The sequence below is a fragment of the Methylobacterium guangdongense genome (assembly GCF_038442355.1).
Lineage (GTDB): Bacteria > Pseudomonadota > Alphaproteobacteria > Rhizobiales > Beijerinckiaceae > Methylobacterium > Methylobacterium guangdongense.
The window spans coordinates 184,433-200,731 of record NZ_JBBXMX010000010.1; the positions used below are offsets into that span (position 1 = coordinate 184,433).

The window sequence follows — 16,299 nt, forward strand, 5'->3', positions numbered from 1 at the left end:
CGGGCTACCGTGTACCGAGCAACGGCAGCCAGGCCGCCAGCGCCAGCAGCGTGACCAGCAGCACGGGCGGGGTGATGACCAAGCCGACCTTCATGTACTGGCCCCAGGTGATCCTCTGGCCCTTGCTGTCGAGGACGTGCAGCCAGAGCAGGGTGGCGAGGCTGCCGATCGGCGTGAACTTCGGACCGAGGTCGCAGCCGATCACGTTGGCGTAGACCATCAGCTCGCGGGTGAGCGGGGACAGGTCCGGGGCCTGCTGGATCGACAGCGCCCCGATCAGCACGCTCGGCATGTTGTTCATGACGGAGGACAGGATCGCGGCGGCGAAGCCGGTGCCCACGGCGGTGACCCATGGGCCATGCCCTGCGAGCCAGACCAGCCCCTTGGCCAGCTCGTCGGTCAGGCCGGCGTTCCGCAGGCCGTAGACCACGAGATACATGCCGAGGCTGAACAGGACGATCTGCCAGGGTGCGCCGGTCAGAACCTTGCGGATCGGGATGATCCCGCCCCGATTGGCGAGCAGCAGGAGCAAAGCCGCGCCGGCACAGGTGACGGCCGACACCGGCACGCCGAACGGCGCGGTGACGAAGTAGGCGAGCAGCAGCACGCCGAGCAGCGGGAAGGCGGCCCGGAACACGAGCGGATCACGGATCGCTTCGGCCGGGCGTTCGAGGGCATCCACGGGATAGGCCGCCGGCACGGCGCGCCGGAAGTAGGCCCACAGCACCAGCAGGGTCGCCGCCAGGGAGACCAGATCCACCGGCACCATCACAGCCGCGTACCGGCCGAACGTCACGTCGAAGAAGTTGGCGGAGACGATGTTGACGAGGTTGGAGATCACCAGCGGCAGGGAGGTCGAATCCGCCACGAACCCGCAGGCGACGATGAACGCCAGGGCCGCCGCCGGCGCGAAGTCGAGGCGGAGCAGGATCGCCAGCACGATGGGGGTGAGCAACAGCGCGGCGCCGTCGTTGGCGAACACCGCCGCGATGGCCGCGCCGAGGAGGACGACCAGCGGGAACAGCCGCCGGCCCCGGCCGCCGCCCCACCGGGCGATGTGCAGGGCCGCCCAATGGAAGAACCCGGCCTCGTCGAGCAGCAACGAGATGACGATGAGCGCGACGAACGTGAAGGTGGCGTCCCAGACGATCTGCCAGACGATCGGGATGTCGCCCGGATGGATCACGCCCGTGGCGAGGGCGACGCCCGCGCCGGCGAGCGCGCTCCACCCGATCCCCAGGCCCCTGGGCTGCCAGATGACGAGCACGAGGGTGACGAGGAAGATGGCGAGCGCGAGCATCCGGGCGTTTTCTTCTTCTCGATCGGTGCGATGGTTCAGGCGGTGGCGACGCGGCGGCCCTGCTCGTCCACGACCCGCTCGCCGTCCTCTTTGACGAATTTGCCCTGCTGCCCGGGCAGCAGGTCCAGCACCGCCTCGGAGGGCCGGCACAGTCGCACGCCTTTCGGGCTGACCACGAGCGGCCGGTTCAACAGCACCGGATGCGCCTCGACGGCATCGAGGAGCTGGTCGTCGGTCAGCGCCGGATCCCCGAGGCCGAGCTCGGCGAAGGGCGTGCCTTTCTCGCGCAGCACTTCCCGAACGGTGATGCCGGCGCGGGCCAGCATCCGCTTGACGAGCGTCCTGTTCGGCGGGGTCTTCAGGTACTCGACCACATGCGGCTCAATCCCGGCGTTGCGGATCATCGCCAGGGTGTTGCGGGACGTGCCGCAGGCGGGGTTGTGGTAGATCACGACATCGAACGGCTCAGGCATGGGCGGTCTCTCCGCTTGGGGGGCAGCAGGTGGTGAGCGCGGCCAGCGCCGGGGCGCAGACCTCCGGGCGGCCCTGGCAGCAATCGCGCATCAGGAAGGCGATCAGGTCGGATAAGACCGGGTAGGCGGCGCTGTAGATAATCGAGCGGCCCGCGCGCCGTGAGGCGACCAGCCCGGCGTTGTTCAGCTCCTTAAGGTGATGGGACACGGTGGCGGCGGAGACGCCGACCGCTTCGGCCAGCACGCCGGAGGCCAGGCCGTCCGGCCCAGCGATCACGAGCGACCGCACCAGGCGCAGGCGGTGTTCCTGTGCGAGGGCCGCGAACGCGGCGAGGGCTTGCGGCTCGTCCATTTTCGTTACAATCTTCAAAATACTGTTTGAACGTACAAGAAAGCCGATCCTTGGACAAGCCTGCACAACCCTTCGCGGATGGCCTGCCGAACCTGAGCCTGACGGATTTCGTGGTGCCGACGCGCGAAAGCATGCAGGCGGCAGCGCCGTTCACCCACGCGCCCCGGTTCCTGATCCTCTACGGTTCCCTGCGCGAGCGCTCCTTCAGCCGCTTCCTGGCCTACGAGGCGGCGCGCCTGCTGGAGGCGATGGGTGGCGAGGTGCGGATCTACCACGCGCACGGCCTGCCCCTGCCCGACGACAGCACCGCCGATCACCCGAAGGTGCAGGAGCTGCGGGCCCTGTCGATCTGGTCCGAGGGCCAGATCTGGGTCAGCCCCGAGCGGCACGGCAACATGACCGGCGTGATGAAGAGCCAGGTCGACTGGTTGCCCTTGTCCGAGGGCAGCGTGCGGCCGACCCAGGGGCGAACCCTCGCCGTGATGCAGGTCTCCGGTGGCTCGCAGAGCTTCAACGCCGTCAACAGCCTGCGGCTGCTCGGCCGCTGGATGCGGATGATCACCATCCCGAACCAGTCGTCCGTGCCGATGGCCTACAGGGAGTTCGACGATGCGGGCCGGATGAAGCCGGGGCCGCTCTACGAGCGCGTCGTGGACGTGTGCGAGGAGCTGATGAAGTTCACGCTCCTGACCCGCGAGCGGGCCGACGACCTGGTCGACCGCTACAGCGAGCGGAAGGAACGCGCGCAGGATCGGTTGAAGGACATCGCTGCCGACGTCGGTTTCGTGAAGCGTTAGGCCGTCTGCTCCCGACTGCGATCCGACTTTGACGGCCGTCGGCTCGAAGGTCCGCGAGGGGATGCGCGGGCGCGCGGATGTCCGCGCTCACGTTTCGCCGCCCGACAGCGGACCGGCCGCAAACTTCCCTAGGCGACCACCAACACGGCGAAGCCGACCGGGGTCAGCCTCTACCGGTCCGCCGTGCAGCCCGTCGATGGCCTCTGAGCGGTCGCGTCGCCAGGGCGAGGATGATCCCGACCGAGGCGGCGGCGGCGAACACGGCCAGCATCGCCGTCCCGACCTGGGCCGGGCCGACCACGCGGTCGTTGATCAGCCCGACGAGGGCCGGCCCCGCCCCGAAGGCGACCAGCGTCACGCCGGCCACGAAGGCGGCGCTCACCCGGCCGCGGAGCGCCCGGGGCGTCAGGAGTTGCAGACCCGCCAGGGCGGGCGGCGAGGTGAAGCCCAGCACGGCCACGAGCCCCGCAAACGCCGCCAGCGACAGCGCGTGATCGCCCGCCAGCACCATCGCGGCCGTGCAGGCCGGCGCGGCCGCCAGGCCCAGGGCAAGCCCGTGCGAGGCGGCCCGCCGGGGGGCGAAGGTCCGGGCGCGGTCGAGCCAGCGCCCACCGGCGAAATGCCCGATCGGCGCCGCGACCAGCACCACGAGGCCGAGCCGCAGGCCGGCCTCCGCCGGCGTCAGGCCGTGGACGCGCACGTAGAAGGTCGGCGCCCAGGCGGTGAGGGTCTGCCCGATGAGGACGGCCGCGGCGGCCGCGCCGAAATGCGGGCCGTAGGCGGCGCGGTGGCGCAGGATCCAGGCGAGGGCGGGCCGGCCATCGCGCCTCGGCGCCGCGGGCGGCTCGACGATCCGCCGGAGGCCGAGCAGCAGCGCGACGTTCGGCAGGCAGGCCAGGAGGAACAGCGCCTGCCAGGGGTGAAGCGGCCCGTAGCCCGGCAGGGTCAGGTCGCGCGCCGCCGTCAGCCACGCCAGGGCCGCGCCGCCCGCCAGCAGGGCGAGGCTCCGGCCGAGGCTGGCGCCCGCGGTCAGGAGCGACACCGCCCGCCCCAACCTGCGCCGGGGCAGCCGGTGCGCCATCAGCGACAGGGCCGCGGGCGCGACGGCGGCCTGACCCAGCCCGAGGCAGGCCCGGGCCATCAGCAGGATCGCGAAGCTCGTCGCGAGGCCGCAGACGAGGGTGGCGGCGCTCCAGAGGAGGACGCTCGCCATCAGCAGGATTCGGCGGCGCCCGGCATCGGCTATGCCGCCGGCCCAGGGCATGCCGGCGGCGTTGAGGAGCGCGAAGGCCGAGCCCTGCAGGACGCCCAGCTGCGCGTCCGAGAGGGCGAGGTCCGTCTTCAGGGGCTGCGCCACCAGGGTGATCAGGAAGCGGTCGCTGAACGCCAGAAGCTGCGTCGCCGCGAGCAGGACGACGAGTTGCCGCTCCGACAGGCCGGAGGGCGCGGCACGGACCTGCGGCGGCATCATCAGTACAATTCGCTGGTCCAGCGGGCCATCACCGCCTCGGCCGGCCCCTTACCGGAGCGGTCCTGCCGGGCCTCCCGGATGGCGGCGCGATAGCGGCCGGGCGGCATCCCGTAGGCGACCCGGAACGCGCGGTTGAAGCGGCGCTCGTCTTCGAAGCCGTGCGCCCGGGCGAGGGCCGAGACCGGGCGCCCGTCATTGGGACGGCGCAGGGCGGCGCGAAGGCGCTCCAGCCGTCGCTTCTGGATGAAGCGGGCGATGCCGCCCTCGTCGGCGAACACCGCGTACAGGCTGCTCCGGGAGACGCCGATCCCGGCGGCAATGCCGGCGCTGTCCAGGCGCGGATCGGCCAGATGCGCGTCGATGTAGGCCTCGGCCCGGATCCGCCGGAGCGGCTGCCCCGCCTCGCTCGACAGGAGGCGGGCCAGCGGCGCCGCCGTGGCCACGCTCAGGCCGAGGCCGAAGAGTTCGGCCGCCGTCGCGGCGGCGCGCTCCACCGCGACGGCGGGCAGATCGTCCGCCCGCCGGACCAGGGAGGCGATGAAATCGGCGAGCAGGCCGGCGGCGGCCTCGGGCAGGACGAGCCCGTGCACCGGATCGAGATCGCCGACCGCGGCCTCGACGACGTCGCGGGCGAGCTGGACGGTGATCAATCGGGCGTGCTCGACCCGCGTCCAATGGGGTCGGCGCGTGTCAACCACCATGATCTCGCCCGGCCGCAGCCGGTGGCCGGCCCCCAGGGGGCCGCCGGTGAGATCGCCGGAGAGGAGCAGATGCAGCGTCAGGTGGTCGAATCCGTCATGCCGGACCCGGCCGGGGCCGCGCATGTGCAGGAGTCCGCCGAGTTCGCGCTCGAACAGGATCATCCGCCGGAAGCGTCGGATCCGGACGTCGGCGCGGAACGTCCCCTCGGCGGGCTCGACATCGGTCCCGATGCCGTAGAGGCGCCGATAGCTCTCGAAGCCGGCGCCGTCGGTCCCCCGGGCCGCGAACGACAGCGTCTCTACGCGCGGCGTCAGGGCGTCACCGTCCCGGACGGGCCCGCGGCGGGCGGCTCGATGTGGAACGCCGCGTCGCCCGGGTCGGACCGATCGAACGATCGTCGCGGCATGGATATGGATCTCGCTGAGATGAAGGCCTCCGACTATCGGCCACGACTGTAACGCCTCGAGCGATACAGGTCGCAGTCAATCACGCGTTCGTGATATTGCAGCTCGACAGGCCCGCCAATCGGATGGGCAAGGCGGGAGGACAGGGTGGCGCCGGCTCACGGGCATGCGGACCTCGCGGCCCACGCGGGCCAGGAGCCCGACGGCCCTTGCAGGCGACCGGCCAAGCCCGCCGCGCGTGCCGACCCGTGCCATCGCGAGGGCCCAGGGCCGGCCGTCGGGCCTCGGACGGCGTGGGGCCGGCCCCGAAACGGCGCGAAAGCCACGCTTCGTCCACCTTTTTTCGCGAGGTTGAACCGAGGCTTGGCGCGACACGCGTGATGCCGCACGGCCCTTGCCCTGATATGGCCGGCCGGCCTAACCGGGGGGAACGTTCTGGAAATGAAGCCGATGGCCGACGTGACTGGACCTCCGGCCCCCGCCGCAGGCGCGCCGAATTCGGGATTGCCGGTCGCCGCGCAGATTCCGGGCCCGCAGGCGTCCGCGCCGCAGGCGACCGGCTCCATCGACCGCTCGGAACAGCCGGGCCGGGTCGGGCTGCTGCTCGTGCTGGCGGGCCTGCTGGTCGGGGCCGCCATCGGCCTGTCCTTCGTGGCCAATGAGCAGGCCCAGTCGCTGATCGTCTGGCTGCTCGCGCTGCTCGCCATGGCGGGCGTGTTCTTCCTCTTCGCCCTGGCAATCGGCGCGCTCCAGCTCAGCGGCAGCGCCACCCGGGACGACATCACCAAGGGCATCGTCGATGCCTCGCCCGATGGGGCGCTGGTGGTCGAGGACGGCGGCCGGCTGATCTATGCCAACGAGGCCTATCTGCGGATCGCCGGCGGCGACACCTTCTCGAACCTCATGCCGGTGGAGCGCATCCTGGTCGGCCCGCCGGAGGTGTCGGAGGCGGTCTTCCGCCTGTCGCAGGCCTCCCGCGACGCCCGGGCCCACACCGAAGAGGTGCGGATGTCGCCGCCCCTCGGCACGAGCGCCGGCGAGCGCAGCTTCGGCTGGTATCGCGTCTCGGTCCGGCCGCTGGCCCGCCCGCGCCGGGCCGCCGCCCTCTGGACGGTGGCCGACATCACCGCCGAGCGCGAGCGGCAGGAGAACGTCTTCCAGGAACTCCAGCACGCGATCGACTATCTCGACCACGCCCCCGCGGGCTTCCTGTCGATCGATCCGGCGGGCGCCATCGTGTACATGAACGCCACGCTGGCGGCCTGGCTCGGCTACGACCTCGCGAGCGTCGGCCCCGGCGGCCCGCACCTCACCGAGATCGCTCCCGAGGCGGATGTCCTCGTGCGCACCGCCGGGATGCCCGGCGAGGTCCGCACCGACCGCTTCGACCTCGACCTGCGCCGCCGCAACGGCCACATCCTGCCGGTGCGGCTCTACCACCGGGTTGCCTTCGGCAAGGACGGCAAGCCCGGCTCCTCGCGCACCTTCGTGATCAACCGCTCGGCCGGTGCCGAGACCGACGAGCCGCAGCGCGCCGCCGAGGTGCGCCTCGCCCGGTTCCTCAACAATTCCCCGATCGCCATCGCGACCCTCGACAGCGCCGGGCGGATCGCCCGGGCCAACGCCTCCTTCACCCGGCTGTTCGGCACGGTGGCGCGGCAGGCCGAGGACGGCGCGCTCGAGGGCGAGGGCACGCTGCGGGCCGAGCCGAATGTCGGCGACTCGGTGACCGACCGCACCAGCCTGGAGGCCGGCCTCACCCGGGCCTCGCGCGGGCTGACCGATCCCGAGCCGATCGAGGTCCAGCTCAACGGTCCGGGCGGGCGCTCGGCGCGGGTCTGGCTGAGCCCCGCCGACGGCGGCGATCCGGGCCAGCAGACCGACGAGGCCGAGCGCGTCATCCTGTACGCCCTCGACACGACCGCGCAGCGCCAGCTGGAGCAGCAGGTCGCCCAGGCCCAGAAGATGAACGCGGTCGGCCAGCTCGCGGGCGGCATCGCGCACGACTTCAACAACGTGCTGCAGGCGATCATCGGCTATTCGGATCTGCTGCTGGCGAGCCACCGGCCGACCGATCCGGCCTTCCAGGACATCATGCAGATCAAGCAGAACGCCAACCGGGCGGCGGGCCTCGTCCGCCAGCTTCTGGCGTTCTCCCGGCGGCAGACCCTCCGGCCGGAGGTGATGAGCGTCGGGGAGGCCCTCTCCGAACTCACGCTCCTGCTGAAGCGCCTGCTCGGCGAGCGCGTCGCCCTGGAGTTGAAGCACGGCCGCGAGGTCTGGCCCGTCAAGGCCGACGTCAACCAGTTCGAGCAGGTGATCGTGAACCTCGCGGTCAACGCGCGCGACGCCATGCCGGAGGGCGGCAAGCTGGTGATCCGCACCGAGAACGTCACCGATCCAGGTCCGGCGGCGGCGGCCGAGGGGCGCGGCGGGGCGCCCGCGGGGGATCACGTGCTGATCGAGGTCCGCGACACCGGCCAGGGCATCCCGCCCGAGCTGATGGAGAAGATCTTCGAACCGTTCTTCACCACCAAGGAGATCGGCAAGGGCACGGGCCTCGGCCTCTCCACGGTGTTCGGCATCGTCAAGCAATCCGGCGGCACGATCGACGTGCAGTCGACGGTCGGGGAGGGCACCGCCTTCCGGATCTACCTGCCGCGGCACGTGCCGGTCGCGGAGCCCGAGGAGGTGCCGGTCCTGCCGCCCGCGCCGGCCCTTCCGCGGACGGATGCCGCGCGCCTGCCGGCGCCGACGAAGGCCGAGGGACAGGCCGATCCGAGCGTGCGCGCCGCCGAGCCGCCCGTCGCCCCGGCGCCGCGTAAGCCCGCCGCCGACCACACCGGCCAGGGCACGATCCTGCTGGTTGAAGACGAGGATCCCGTGCGCGCGGTCAACAGCCGGGCCCTCTCGGCCCGCGGCTACACCGTGCTGGAGGCCGCCTCGGGCCTCGAGGCGCTGGCGATCGTGCGCGAGAACGCCCAGCCGATCGACCTCGTGGTGTCCGATGTCGTCATGCCCGAGATGGACGGCCCGACCCTGCTCCGGGAGGTGCGCAAGCACCAGCCGGACCTGAAGGTAATCTTCGTCTCCGGCTATGCCGAGGACGCTTTCCGCAAGAACCTGCCGGAGGGCGAGACCTTCAACTTCCTGCCGAAGCCCTTCAGCCTGAAGCAGCTCGTCGAAACCGTGAAGAAGACGATGGCGAGCTGAGGGGGCGCTCTCCTCGCTTGAGCACCGACGTGGACCGCCTTGGACCGGCACGCCGGCGGCGTGGGGCGGAGAGACAACTACGCCGCTGTCGATCCGCGAAGCGTACGACCGATCAGCCACGCCAAACCAGCGCGTGCGATGCGGATGAACCGGTACAACGTCCGGTCCGAACGCCCATGCGCACTTGCCGAATAAGAACAAAACGGGTACACGAAAGGGACGTTGACGCGCGTTGTGAACGGCGCTCAACCCCTTCATAAGGAGCCCGCCAGATGGCCCAGCCCGCATTGAAAGTGGTCGACATGCCCCCCGCGGAGAAGGACAAGGACAAGTCCAAGGCGATCGACGCAGCCCTGGCCCAGATCGAGCGCGCCTTCGGCAAGGGCTCGATCATGCGGCTCGGCAAGAACGACAAGGTTCAGGAGGTCGAGACGGTCTCGACCGGCTCGCTGGGCCTCGACATCGCGCTCGGCGTCGGCGGCCTGCCCCGCGGCCGCGTGATCGAGATCTACGGCCCGGAATCGTCGGGCAAGACCACGCTGGCGCTCCACACGATCGCCGAGGCCCAGAAGAAGGGCGGCGTCTGCGCCTTCGTGGATGCCGAGCACGCCCTGGATCCGGTCTATGCCCGCAAGCTCGGCGTCAATCTCGACGACCTGCTGATCTCGCAGCCCGACACGGGCGAGCAGGCCCTTGAGATCACCGACACGCTGGTGCGCTCCGGCGCCATCGACGTGCTGGTGGTCGATTCGGTCGCCGCGCTCACCCCGCGGGCCGAGATCGAGGGCGAGATGGGCGAGAGCCAGCCCGGCCTCCAGGCCCGCCTGATGAGCCAGGCCCTGCGCAAGCTGACCGGCTCGATCTCGCGCTCGAACTGCATGGTGATCTTCATCAACCAGATTCGGATGAAGATCGGCGTGATGTACGGAAGCCCCGAGACCACCACGGGCGGCAACGCCCTGAAGTTCTACGCCTCGGTGCGCCTCGACATCCGCCGCATCTCGACCCTGAAGGATCGCGACGAGGCGATCGGCAACCAGGTCCGCGTGAAGGTGGTAAAGAACAAGGTCGCCCCGCCGTTCAAGCAGGTCGAGTTCGACATCATGTTCGGCGAGGGCGTGTCGAAGGTTGGCGAACTGATCGACCTCGGCGTGAAGGCCGGGATCGTCGAGAAGTCCGGCGCCTGGTTCTCGTACAACAGCCAGCGCCTCGGCCAGGGCCGCGAGAACTCGAAGGGTTTTCTGCGCGACAATCCGAAGATCGCCGCCGAGATCGAAGGCTCGATCCGGCAGAACTCGGGCCTCGTGGCCGAGAAGATCCTGGAGAACGCGACACCGACCGCAGACGATCTCGACGAGGGCGAGGCGTAAGCCCGCGCTGCCGCGCAACCCAAGACGGCTCGCAACGTAATCCTAAATCCAAGATACCAAACGGCCCCGGAGCATATCCGGGGCCGTCTCCGTTTCAGGCTGGAGCGGCCTCAATCCGGCGAACTGGTGGGATCGAATCCCGGCAGCCACCGGCATCCTGATCTCAAACCAAGTCCGCTGGCCGGGCCATCGGGTACTGTCAAAGCTGTCCGGGTCAACGGGGCAGAAGATCGAGCCTCTCTCCGCCGCCACACGCCAGCGGACATCCATCGACGGTTCCAGCGCCTCGCGACCAGGAGCACTTCCATGACGCGACGCTAGGCTCTGGGAAGCACCGCGACGACGCTGTCAGGGACCATCACGGAATGCCTTCCGGGGTAGGCTCTGGAAACGACGAAACCCGGCACGCTTCCGATCCCGAAGGATCGAAATACGTCCGGGTTTTGAAGGGTCCTAGATCGGACCGCACGGAGGCTGACGAGGCGCCTCGACGGCCCATGCGCCAAACCAGCGATCAGATGGATGCGATCGCTCGCAACCGCCACGATCCCAGGCTTAAGCGGCCTCGCCGGCCTCGGCCTGAACCGCCGCCTCACCCTCGACCAGCTTCCAGGTCTTGGTCTTCGAGAACGGACGGCACTCCTCGATGAACACCGTCTGCCCGACCTTGGCGACGTTCGCCTCGTCGTGCGCGTGATAGTTCTTCGAGCGGCGGACGGTCTTCTTCATCACCGGGTGCGTGAAGCGGCGCTCCACCTTCACCACGATGGTCTTCTCACCCTTGTCGCTGACGACGGTGCCCTGCAGGATGCGCTTCGGCATGGTTGTCTCCTAGTCCCCGCCTCAGCCCTTGGCCTGCTGCAGCGTCTTGGAACGCTGCAGAGTCCGGACACGGGCGATGTCGCGGCGGACCTCACGGACGCGGGCGACGTTCTCGAGCTGGCCAGTGGCCCCCTGGAAGCGCAGGTTGAACTGCTCCTTCTTGAGGTTGATCAGCTCGTCATTCAGCTGATCCGGCGACAAAGCCTTGAGATCAGACACTCGTTGGGTCGACTTCACGATATCCTCCGTTCAGTCGGCGATGCGCTGGACGACCCGCGTACGGATCGGGAGCTTCGCGGCGCCGAGGCGAAGGGCCTCCTTGGCGATGTTCTCGGCAACGCCGTCGACCTCGAACATGATCCGGCCGGGATGGACCCGGGCCGCCCAGTAATCCGGGGCGCCCTTACCGGAGCCCATGCGGACCTCGGTCGGCTTCGACGAGACCGGGACGTCCGGGAACACCCGGATCCAGACGCGGCCCTGGCGCTTCATCTCGCGGGTGATCGCGCGGCGGGCCGCCTCGATCTGGCGGGCGGTGACGCGCTCAGGCTCCACCGCCTTCAGGCCGAACTGGCCGAAGTTCAGCTCGAAGCCGCCCTTGGCCGCACCGTGGATGCGGCCCTTGAACTGCTTGCGGAAGCGGGTTTTTTTCGGTTGCAGCATGGCTTCCTACCTTACGCGTGCTCGCGCTCGCGGCGTCCGCGCTCGCGGCCGCCCTCGCCATCGCGCTCACGGCGCCCGCCGGAGCGGCCGCCCTCTTCCTGGGCCTTCTTGTCCTGGGCCATCGGGTCGTGCTCAAGGATCTCGCCCTTGAACACCCACACCTTGATGCCGCAGGTGCCGTAGGTCGTGAACGCCGTGGCGGTGCCGTAATCGACGTCCGCGCGCAGCGTGTGCAGCGGGACGCGACCCTCGCGGTACCATTCCTGACGGGCGATCTCGGCGCCGCCGAGGCGGCCCGAGCAGTTGATCCGGATGCCCTCTGCGCCCAGACGCATGGCCGACTGCACGGCCCGCTTCATGGCGCGCCGGAAGGCGACGCGGCGCTCAAGCTGCTGGGCGATCGAGTCGGCCACCAGGGTGGCGTCGATCTCGGGCTTGCGCACCTCGACGATGTTGATGGTCACGTCGGCCTTGGTCATGGTGCCGACGAGCTTGCGCAGCTTCTCGATGTCCGCGCCCTTCTTGCCGATCACCACGCCCGGACGACCCGAGTGGATGGTGACGCGGCACTTCCGGTGCGGACGCTCGATGACGATCTTGGAGACCGCCGCCTGCTTGAGCTGCTTCATGAGGGCGGCGCGGATCGCGACGTCCTCGTGCATGAGCTTCGCGTAGTCGCCCTTGTTGGCGAACCAGCGGGAGTCCCAGGTCCGGTTGATGCCGAGCCGGAGACCGATCGGATTGACTTTCTGGCCCATCAGATCCTCCTCAGGCCGCTTCGGCCTGGCGGACTTCGCGAACCACGATGGTGAGGTTCGAGAAGGGCTTCAGGATACGCGCGCCGCGGCCGCGGGCGCGGGCGTGGAAGCGCTTGAGAACCAGCGCCTTGCCCACGAAGGCCTGGGAGACGACGAGGTCGTCCACGTCCAGGTCGTGGTTGTTCTCGGCATTGGCAATGGCGCTCTCGAGGCACTTCCTGACCTCGGTCGAGATGCGCTTGCGGGAGAACTGGAGCTCGGCGAGGGCCGTGTCGACCTTCTTGCCGCGGATCATCTGCGCCACGAGGTTGAGCTTCTGCGGGCTGACACGCAACATGCGCGCGACGGCCTTCGCCTCGTTCTCGGGGAGCGCGCGGGGGGTGGCTTGCTTGCCCATCTCAGCGCCTCTTCGCCTTCTTGTCGGCCGCGTGGCCCGGGAAGGTGCGGGTCGGCGAGAACTCACCGAACTTGTGCCCGACCATCTCCTCGGTGACGTAGACCGGGATGTGCTTCTGCCCGTTGTGCACACCGAAGGTGAGCCCGACGAACTGCGGGAGGATCGTGGAGCGGCGGCTCCAGATCTTGATGACCTCGGAGCGCGAGGAGCCCCGCGCCGCCTCGGCCTTCTTGAAGAGGTAGCCGTCGACGAACGGCCCCTTCCAGAGAGAGCGTGCCATAGCGATTACTTCTTGCGGTTGTGGCGGCTGGACAGGATGAACACGTCGGTCCGCTTGTTGGACCGGGTCTTCTTCCCCTTGGTAGGCACACCCCAGGGCGTGACCGGGTTGCGGCCGCCCGAGGTGCGACCCTCGCCGCCGCCGTGCGGATGGTCGACCGGGTTCATCGCCACGCCACGGTTGTGCGGGCGCTTGCCGAGCCAACGGTTGCGCCCGGCCTTGCCGAGCGAGATGTTCATGTGGTCCGGGTTCGAGACCGCGCCGACGCTGGCGAAGCACTGACCGTGGACCAGGCGCTGCTCGCCCGAATTCAGACGGAGCGTCACGTAGCCCTGGTCGCGGCCGACGATCTGCGCGTAGTTGCCGGCCGAGCGGGCGATCGCGCCGCCCTTGCCGATCTTCAGCTCGACATTGTGGACGATGGTGCCCACCGGCATCGAGCCGACCGGAGCAGCGTTGCCCGGCTTGATGTCGACGCTCTCGCCGGCCACCACCTTGTCGCCCGGCTGCAGGCGCTGCGGGGCCAGGATGTAGCTCTGCTTCCCGTCGGGGAAATTGATCAGCGCGATGAACGCCGTGCGGTTCGGATCGTACTCGATCCGCTCCACCGTGGCGGCGACGCCGAGCTGCTCGCGACGCTTGAAGTCGACGTTGCGCAGCACGCGCTTGTGACCGCCGCCGCGGAAGCGGACGGTGATGCGGCCGAGGTTGTTCCGGCCGCCGGAGGACGACTTGCCCTCCGTCAGCGCCTTCACCGGCTTGCCCTTGTAGAGCTCACGGCGGTCGACGAGCACGAGCTGGCGCAGGCTCGGCGTGACCGGTTTGAATGTCTTCAAGGCCATCGGCTTGGATCCCTAAATCCCGTCCTCAGAGCCCGGTCGTGACGTCGATCGAGTGGCCCTCGGCCAGGGTCACGATCGCCTTCTTCACGTCGGAGCGCTGTCCGCGGAGGCCGCGGAAAATCTTCTTCTTACCCTTGGTGACAAGGGTGTTCACGGCCGTGACCTTCACGTCGAACAGCTTCTCGACGGCCTCCTTGATCTGAGGCTTGGTCGCCTTGGGGGCGACGCGGAAGACGACCTTGTTCTGCTCGGTCAGGTTCGTCGCCTTCTCGGTGATCACCGGGGAGACGACGATGTCGTAGTGGCGCGGATCGGCACTCATTTGAAACGCTCCTCCAGCGCGTCGACGGCAGCCTTCGTCAGGACGAGCGTGTCGCGGCGCAGGATGTCGTAGACGTTGATGCCCTGCACGGGCAGCACGTCGATCTGCGGGATGGCGCGGGCGGCCCGGCCGAAATTCACGTCGACCTCGGCACCGCCGATGATCAGCGCATTCGAGAGGCCCATCTTGCCGAAGCGCTCGACGAGACCCTTGGTCTTGTGGTCCTCGATCTTGATGTCGTCGACGACGATCAGGGTCGAGGCCTTGGCCTTGGCCGACAGGGCGTGGCGCAGGGCCAGCGCACGGACCTTCTTGGGCAGGTCGTGGCTGTGGTCGCGCACCACCGGACCGAAGGCCCGGCCGCCGCCGCGGAACTGCGGCGCCGAGGCCGCGCCGTGGCGGGCGTTACCGGTGCCCTTCTGCTTGTAGAGCTTCTTGCGGGTCCGGTTCACGTCCGAGCGGTTCTGCACGGCGTGGGTGCCGGCCCGGCGCTTGGCGAGCTGCCAGCGGACCATGCGCTGCAGCAGGTCGGCGCGCGGCTCCAGGCCGAAGATCTCTTCGTTCAGCTCGACCGAGCCGGCACCGGCACCGTCGAGGGTTTTGACATCGAGCTTCATCACGCGGTCTCCTCAGCCGCAGGGGCCTCGGGGGCGGTCTGCGCGGTCTCGGCGGGGGCGCCGTTCTCACGGAACTTGCCCGGCAGCGGAACATCGGCGGGGAGCTTGCGCTTCACCGCGTCGCGGATCTGGATCCAGCCGCCGGCGACGCCCGGCACCGCACCCTCGACCAGGATCAGGCCGCGCTCGGGATCGGTGCGCACGACGCGCAGGTTCTGGGTGGTGACCCGCTCGACGCCGAGGTGACCCGGCATCTTCTTGTTCTTGAAGGTCTTGCCCGGATCCTGACGGCCGCCGGTCGAACCGATCGAACGGTGCGAGATCGACACGCCGTGAGTGGCGCGCAGGCCGCCGAAGTTCCAGCGCTTGATACCGCCGGCGAAGCCCTTACCGGTCGTGGTGCCGGTGACATCCACGAACTGGCCGGGGATGAAGTGGTCCGCGGTGATCTCGGCGCCGACCGGGATCAGCGCGTCCTCGGACACGCGGAACTCGGCGAGCTTCTTCTTCGGCTCGACCTTGGCGACCGCGAAGCGGCCGCGCTCGGCGCGAGACACGTTCTTGACCTTGGCCTTGCCGACGCCGACCTGCAGCGCGACGTAGCCGTTCTTCTCGACGGTGCGGTGGGCCACCACCTGGCACTGATCGATCTTGAGCACGGTGACGGGGACATGCTCCCCCGCGTCCGTAAAGACGCGGGTCATGCCGACCTTCTGTGCGATGACGCCTGAGCGCATAGGTTCTCTCCCTCGCGCGATGAAACGGTAAGCTCTAAGTCCTCAGCGGACTCAGAGCTTGATCTCCACGTCCACGCCGGCGGCGAGGTCGAGCTTCATCAGCGCGTCCACCGTCTGCGGCGTCGGATCGACGATATCGAGCACACGCTTGTGCGTGCGCATCTCGAACTGCTCGCGCGACTTCTTGTCGATGTGCGGCGAGCGGTTCACGGTGAACTTCTCGATATGCGTCGGGAGCGGGATCGGACCCCGGATGGTCGCGCCGGTGCGCCGGGCCGTGGAGACGATCTCCTTGGTCGACGCATCGAGGATGCGGTGATCGAACGCCTTCAGGCGGATACGGATGTTCTGACCGTTCATGTTCCTAGGACCTTGAGAGGGACGGCGGGGTACGCGAGGCTTTCACCCCGCCGCGCCCTGCTAAGGATGCTTGCCCGAGCTTCAGTCGTTGATGGCGGCGACGACGCCGGCACCGACCGTGCGGCCGCCCTCGCGGATGGCGAAGCGCAGCTTCTCCTCCATGGCCACCGGCACGATCAGCGCCACGTCCATCGTCACGCTGTCGCCCGGCATCACCATCTCGGTGCCCTCCGGCAGCGTGCAGATTCCCGTCACGTCCGTCGTGCGGAAGTAGAACTGCGGCCGGTAGTTGGTGAAGAACGGCGTGTGGCGCCCGCCCTCCTCCTTCGTCAGGATGTAGGCCTCGGCCTTGAACTTCGAGTGCGGCTTCACCGAACCCGGCTTGCACACCACCTGGCCCCGCTCCACGTCCTCGCGCT

The 16,299-nt window shown here is 69.3% G+C and carries 21 protein-coding genes; 4 read left to right on the forward strand and 17 right to left on the reverse strand.

What is annotated here, in order from left to right; genetic code table 11:
- Positions 1 to 4 precede the first annotated feature (4 nt).
- From AAHG09_RS19630 to AAHG09_RS19640, 3 genes are read right to left on the reverse strand one after another with little or no spacing between them, the layout of a single operon-like run.
- Positions 5 to 1,300 (reverse strand): arsenic transporter, encoded by a 1,296-nt coding sequence (locus AAHG09_RS19630; protein WP_342109134.1) that lies wholly within the window; start codon positions 1,298 to 1,300, stop codon positions 5 to 7.
- A 35-nt stretch (positions 1,301 to 1,335) separates the two neighbouring features.
- Positions 1,336 to 1,773, reverse strand: coding sequence for an arsenate reductase (glutaredoxin) (gene arsC / locus AAHG09_RS19635; protein WP_342109135.1), 438 nt, complete (start codon positions 1,771 to 1,773; stop codon positions 1,336 to 1,338).
- On the reverse strand, positions 1,766 to 2,125 hold the full coding sequence (locus AAHG09_RS19640) for an ArsR/SmtB family transcription factor (protein ID WP_342109137.1): 360 nt from the start codon (positions 2,123 to 2,125) through the stop codon (positions 1,766 to 1,768). The genes arsC and AAHG09_RS19640 overlap by 8 nt, the downstream gene beginning before the upstream one ends.
- A 50-nt stretch (positions 2,126 to 2,175) precedes the next feature.
- On the opposite strand from AAHG09_RS19640, the gene arsH reads away from it, so the two are divergent.
- Positions 2,176 to 2,922 (forward strand): arsenical resistance protein ArsH, encoded by a 747-nt coding sequence (gene arsH / locus AAHG09_RS19645; protein ID WP_342109139.1) that lies wholly within the window; start codon positions 2,176 to 2,178, stop codon positions 2,920 to 2,922.
- Positions 2,923 to 3,085: 163 nt separating this feature from the next.
- On the opposite strand, the gene AAHG09_RS19650 is transcribed toward arsH, so the two are convergent.
- Both AAHG09_RS19650 and AAHG09_RS19655 read right to left on the reverse strand, forming a co-directional pair.
- The gene (locus AAHG09_RS19650; RefSeq protein ID WP_342109140.1) at positions 3,086 to 4,393 is read right to left on the reverse strand and encodes an MFS transporter; all 1,308 of its coding nucleotides are present in this window, start codon (positions 4,391 to 4,393) and stop codon (positions 3,086 to 3,088) included.
- Complete coding sequence (locus AAHG09_RS19655; RefSeq protein WP_342109141.1) at positions 4,393 to 5,217, reverse strand: helix-turn-helix domain-containing protein; 825 nt, start codon at positions 5,215 to 5,217, stop codon at positions 4,393 to 4,395. Before AAHG09_RS19655 ends, AAHG09_RS19650 begins: the two co-directional genes overlap by 1 nt.
- Here AAHG09_RS19655 and AAHG09_RS19660 point away from each other — a divergent pair.
- The 3 genes from AAHG09_RS19660 to recA all read left to right on the forward strand — a co-directional run bounded on the left by AAHG09_RS19660 (position 5,191) and on the right by recA (position 10,082).
- Positions 5,191 to 5,553 carry a hypothetical protein gene (locus tag AAHG09_RS19660; RefSeq protein ID WP_342109143.1) on the forward strand — a complete coding sequence of 121 codons (363 nt, stop codon included), beginning with the start codon at positions 5,191 to 5,193 and terminating at the stop codon, positions 5,551 to 5,553. The genes AAHG09_RS19655 and AAHG09_RS19660 overlap by 27 nt on opposite strands.
- A gap of 396 nt (positions 5,554 to 5,949) precedes the next feature.
- On the forward strand, positions 5,950 to 8,712 hold the full coding sequence (gene cckA, locus AAHG09_RS19665) for a cell cycle histidine kinase CckA (RefSeq protein WP_342109145.1): 2,763 nt from the start codon (positions 5,950 to 5,952) through the stop codon (positions 8,710 to 8,712).
- Between the two features lie 302 nt (positions 8,713 to 9,014).
- Positions 9,015 to 10,082, forward strand: a complete 1,068-nt coding sequence (gene recA, locus AAHG09_RS19670) for a recombinase RecA (RefSeq protein ID WP_412760060.1) — start codon at positions 9,015 to 9,017, stop codon at positions 10,080 to 10,082.
- A gap of 555 nt (positions 10,083 to 10,637) precedes the next feature.
- Here the strand turns inward: recA and rpsQ are convergent.
- The 12 genes from rpsQ to AAHG09_RS19730 all read right to left on the reverse strand — a co-directional run.
- Entirely contained in the window at positions 10,638 to 10,904 is a 267-nt protein-coding gene (rpsQ, locus tag AAHG09_RS19675) for a 30S ribosomal protein S17 (protein WP_243920346.1), read from the reverse strand.
- A 21-nt stretch (positions 10,905 to 10,925) separates the two neighbouring features.
- The gene (gene rpmC / locus AAHG09_RS19680; RefSeq protein ID WP_091719333.1) at positions 10,926 to 11,141 is read right to left on the reverse strand and encodes a 50S ribosomal protein L29; all 216 of its coding nucleotides are present in this window, start codon (positions 11,139 to 11,141) and stop codon (positions 10,926 to 10,928) included.
- Positions 11,142 to 11,153: 12 nt separating this feature from the next.
- The gene (gene rplP / locus AAHG09_RS19685) at positions 11,154 to 11,567 is read right to left on the reverse strand and encodes a 50S ribosomal protein L16 (RefSeq protein ID WP_012319193.1); all 414 of its coding nucleotides are present in this window, start codon (positions 11,565 to 11,567) and stop codon (positions 11,154 to 11,156) included.
- 11 nt (positions 11,568 to 11,578) lie between these two features.
- Positions 11,579 to 12,325, reverse strand: coding sequence for a 30S ribosomal protein S3 (gene rpsC, locus AAHG09_RS19690; RefSeq protein ID WP_012319192.1), 747 nt, complete (start codon positions 12,323 to 12,325; stop codon positions 11,579 to 11,581).
- A 10-nt stretch (positions 12,326 to 12,335) separates the two neighbouring features.
- A complete protein-coding gene (gene rplV, locus AAHG09_RS19695) occupies positions 12,336 to 12,722 on the reverse strand; it encodes a 50S ribosomal protein L22 (protein WP_342109151.1) in 387 nt (128 codons plus the stop codon).
- A 1-nt stretch (position 12,723) separates the two neighbouring features.
- On the reverse strand, positions 12,724 to 13,002 hold the full coding sequence (gene rpsS, locus AAHG09_RS19700; RefSeq protein ID WP_012319190.1) for a 30S ribosomal protein S19: 279 nt from the start codon (positions 13,000 to 13,002) through the stop codon (positions 12,724 to 12,726).
- Positions 13,003 to 13,007: 5 nt separating this feature from the next.
- Positions 13,008 to 13,844 carry a 50S ribosomal protein L2 gene (gene rplB, locus AAHG09_RS19705; RefSeq protein WP_020094256.1) on the reverse strand — a complete coding sequence of 279 codons (837 nt, stop codon included), beginning with the start codon at positions 13,842 to 13,844 and terminating at the stop codon, positions 13,008 to 13,010.
- A gap of 25 nt (positions 13,845 to 13,869) precedes the next feature.
- Positions 13,870 to 14,166 (reverse strand): 50S ribosomal protein L23, encoded by a 297-nt coding sequence (locus AAHG09_RS19710; RefSeq protein WP_020094257.1) that lies wholly within the window; start codon positions 14,164 to 14,166, stop codon positions 13,870 to 13,872.
- The gene (rplD, locus tag AAHG09_RS19715; RefSeq protein ID WP_342109156.1) at positions 14,163 to 14,783 is read right to left on the reverse strand and encodes a 50S ribosomal protein L4; all 621 of its coding nucleotides are present in this window, start codon (positions 14,781 to 14,783) and stop codon (positions 14,163 to 14,165) included. Before rplD ends, AAHG09_RS19710 begins: the two co-directional genes overlap by 4 nt.
- The gene (gene rplC, locus AAHG09_RS19720; RefSeq protein WP_342109158.1) at positions 14,783 to 15,520 is read right to left on the reverse strand and encodes a 50S ribosomal protein L3; all 738 of its coding nucleotides are present in this window, start codon (positions 15,518 to 15,520) and stop codon (positions 14,783 to 14,785) included. The genes rplD and rplC overlap by 1 nt, the downstream gene beginning before the upstream one ends.
- Positions 15,521 to 15,571: 51 nt before the next feature.
- Positions 15,572 to 15,880 carry a 30S ribosomal protein S10 gene (gene rpsJ, locus AAHG09_RS19725; protein ID WP_043351245.1) on the reverse strand — a complete coding sequence of 103 codons (309 nt, stop codon included), beginning with the start codon at positions 15,878 to 15,880 and terminating at the stop codon, positions 15,572 to 15,574.
- An 81-nt stretch (positions 15,881 to 15,961) separates the two neighbouring features.
- Positions 15,962 to 16,299 (reverse strand): EF-Tu C-terminal domain-related protein (locus AAHG09_RS19730; RefSeq protein WP_459558968.1); only part of this gene is annotated, 338 nt, incomplete at its 5' end.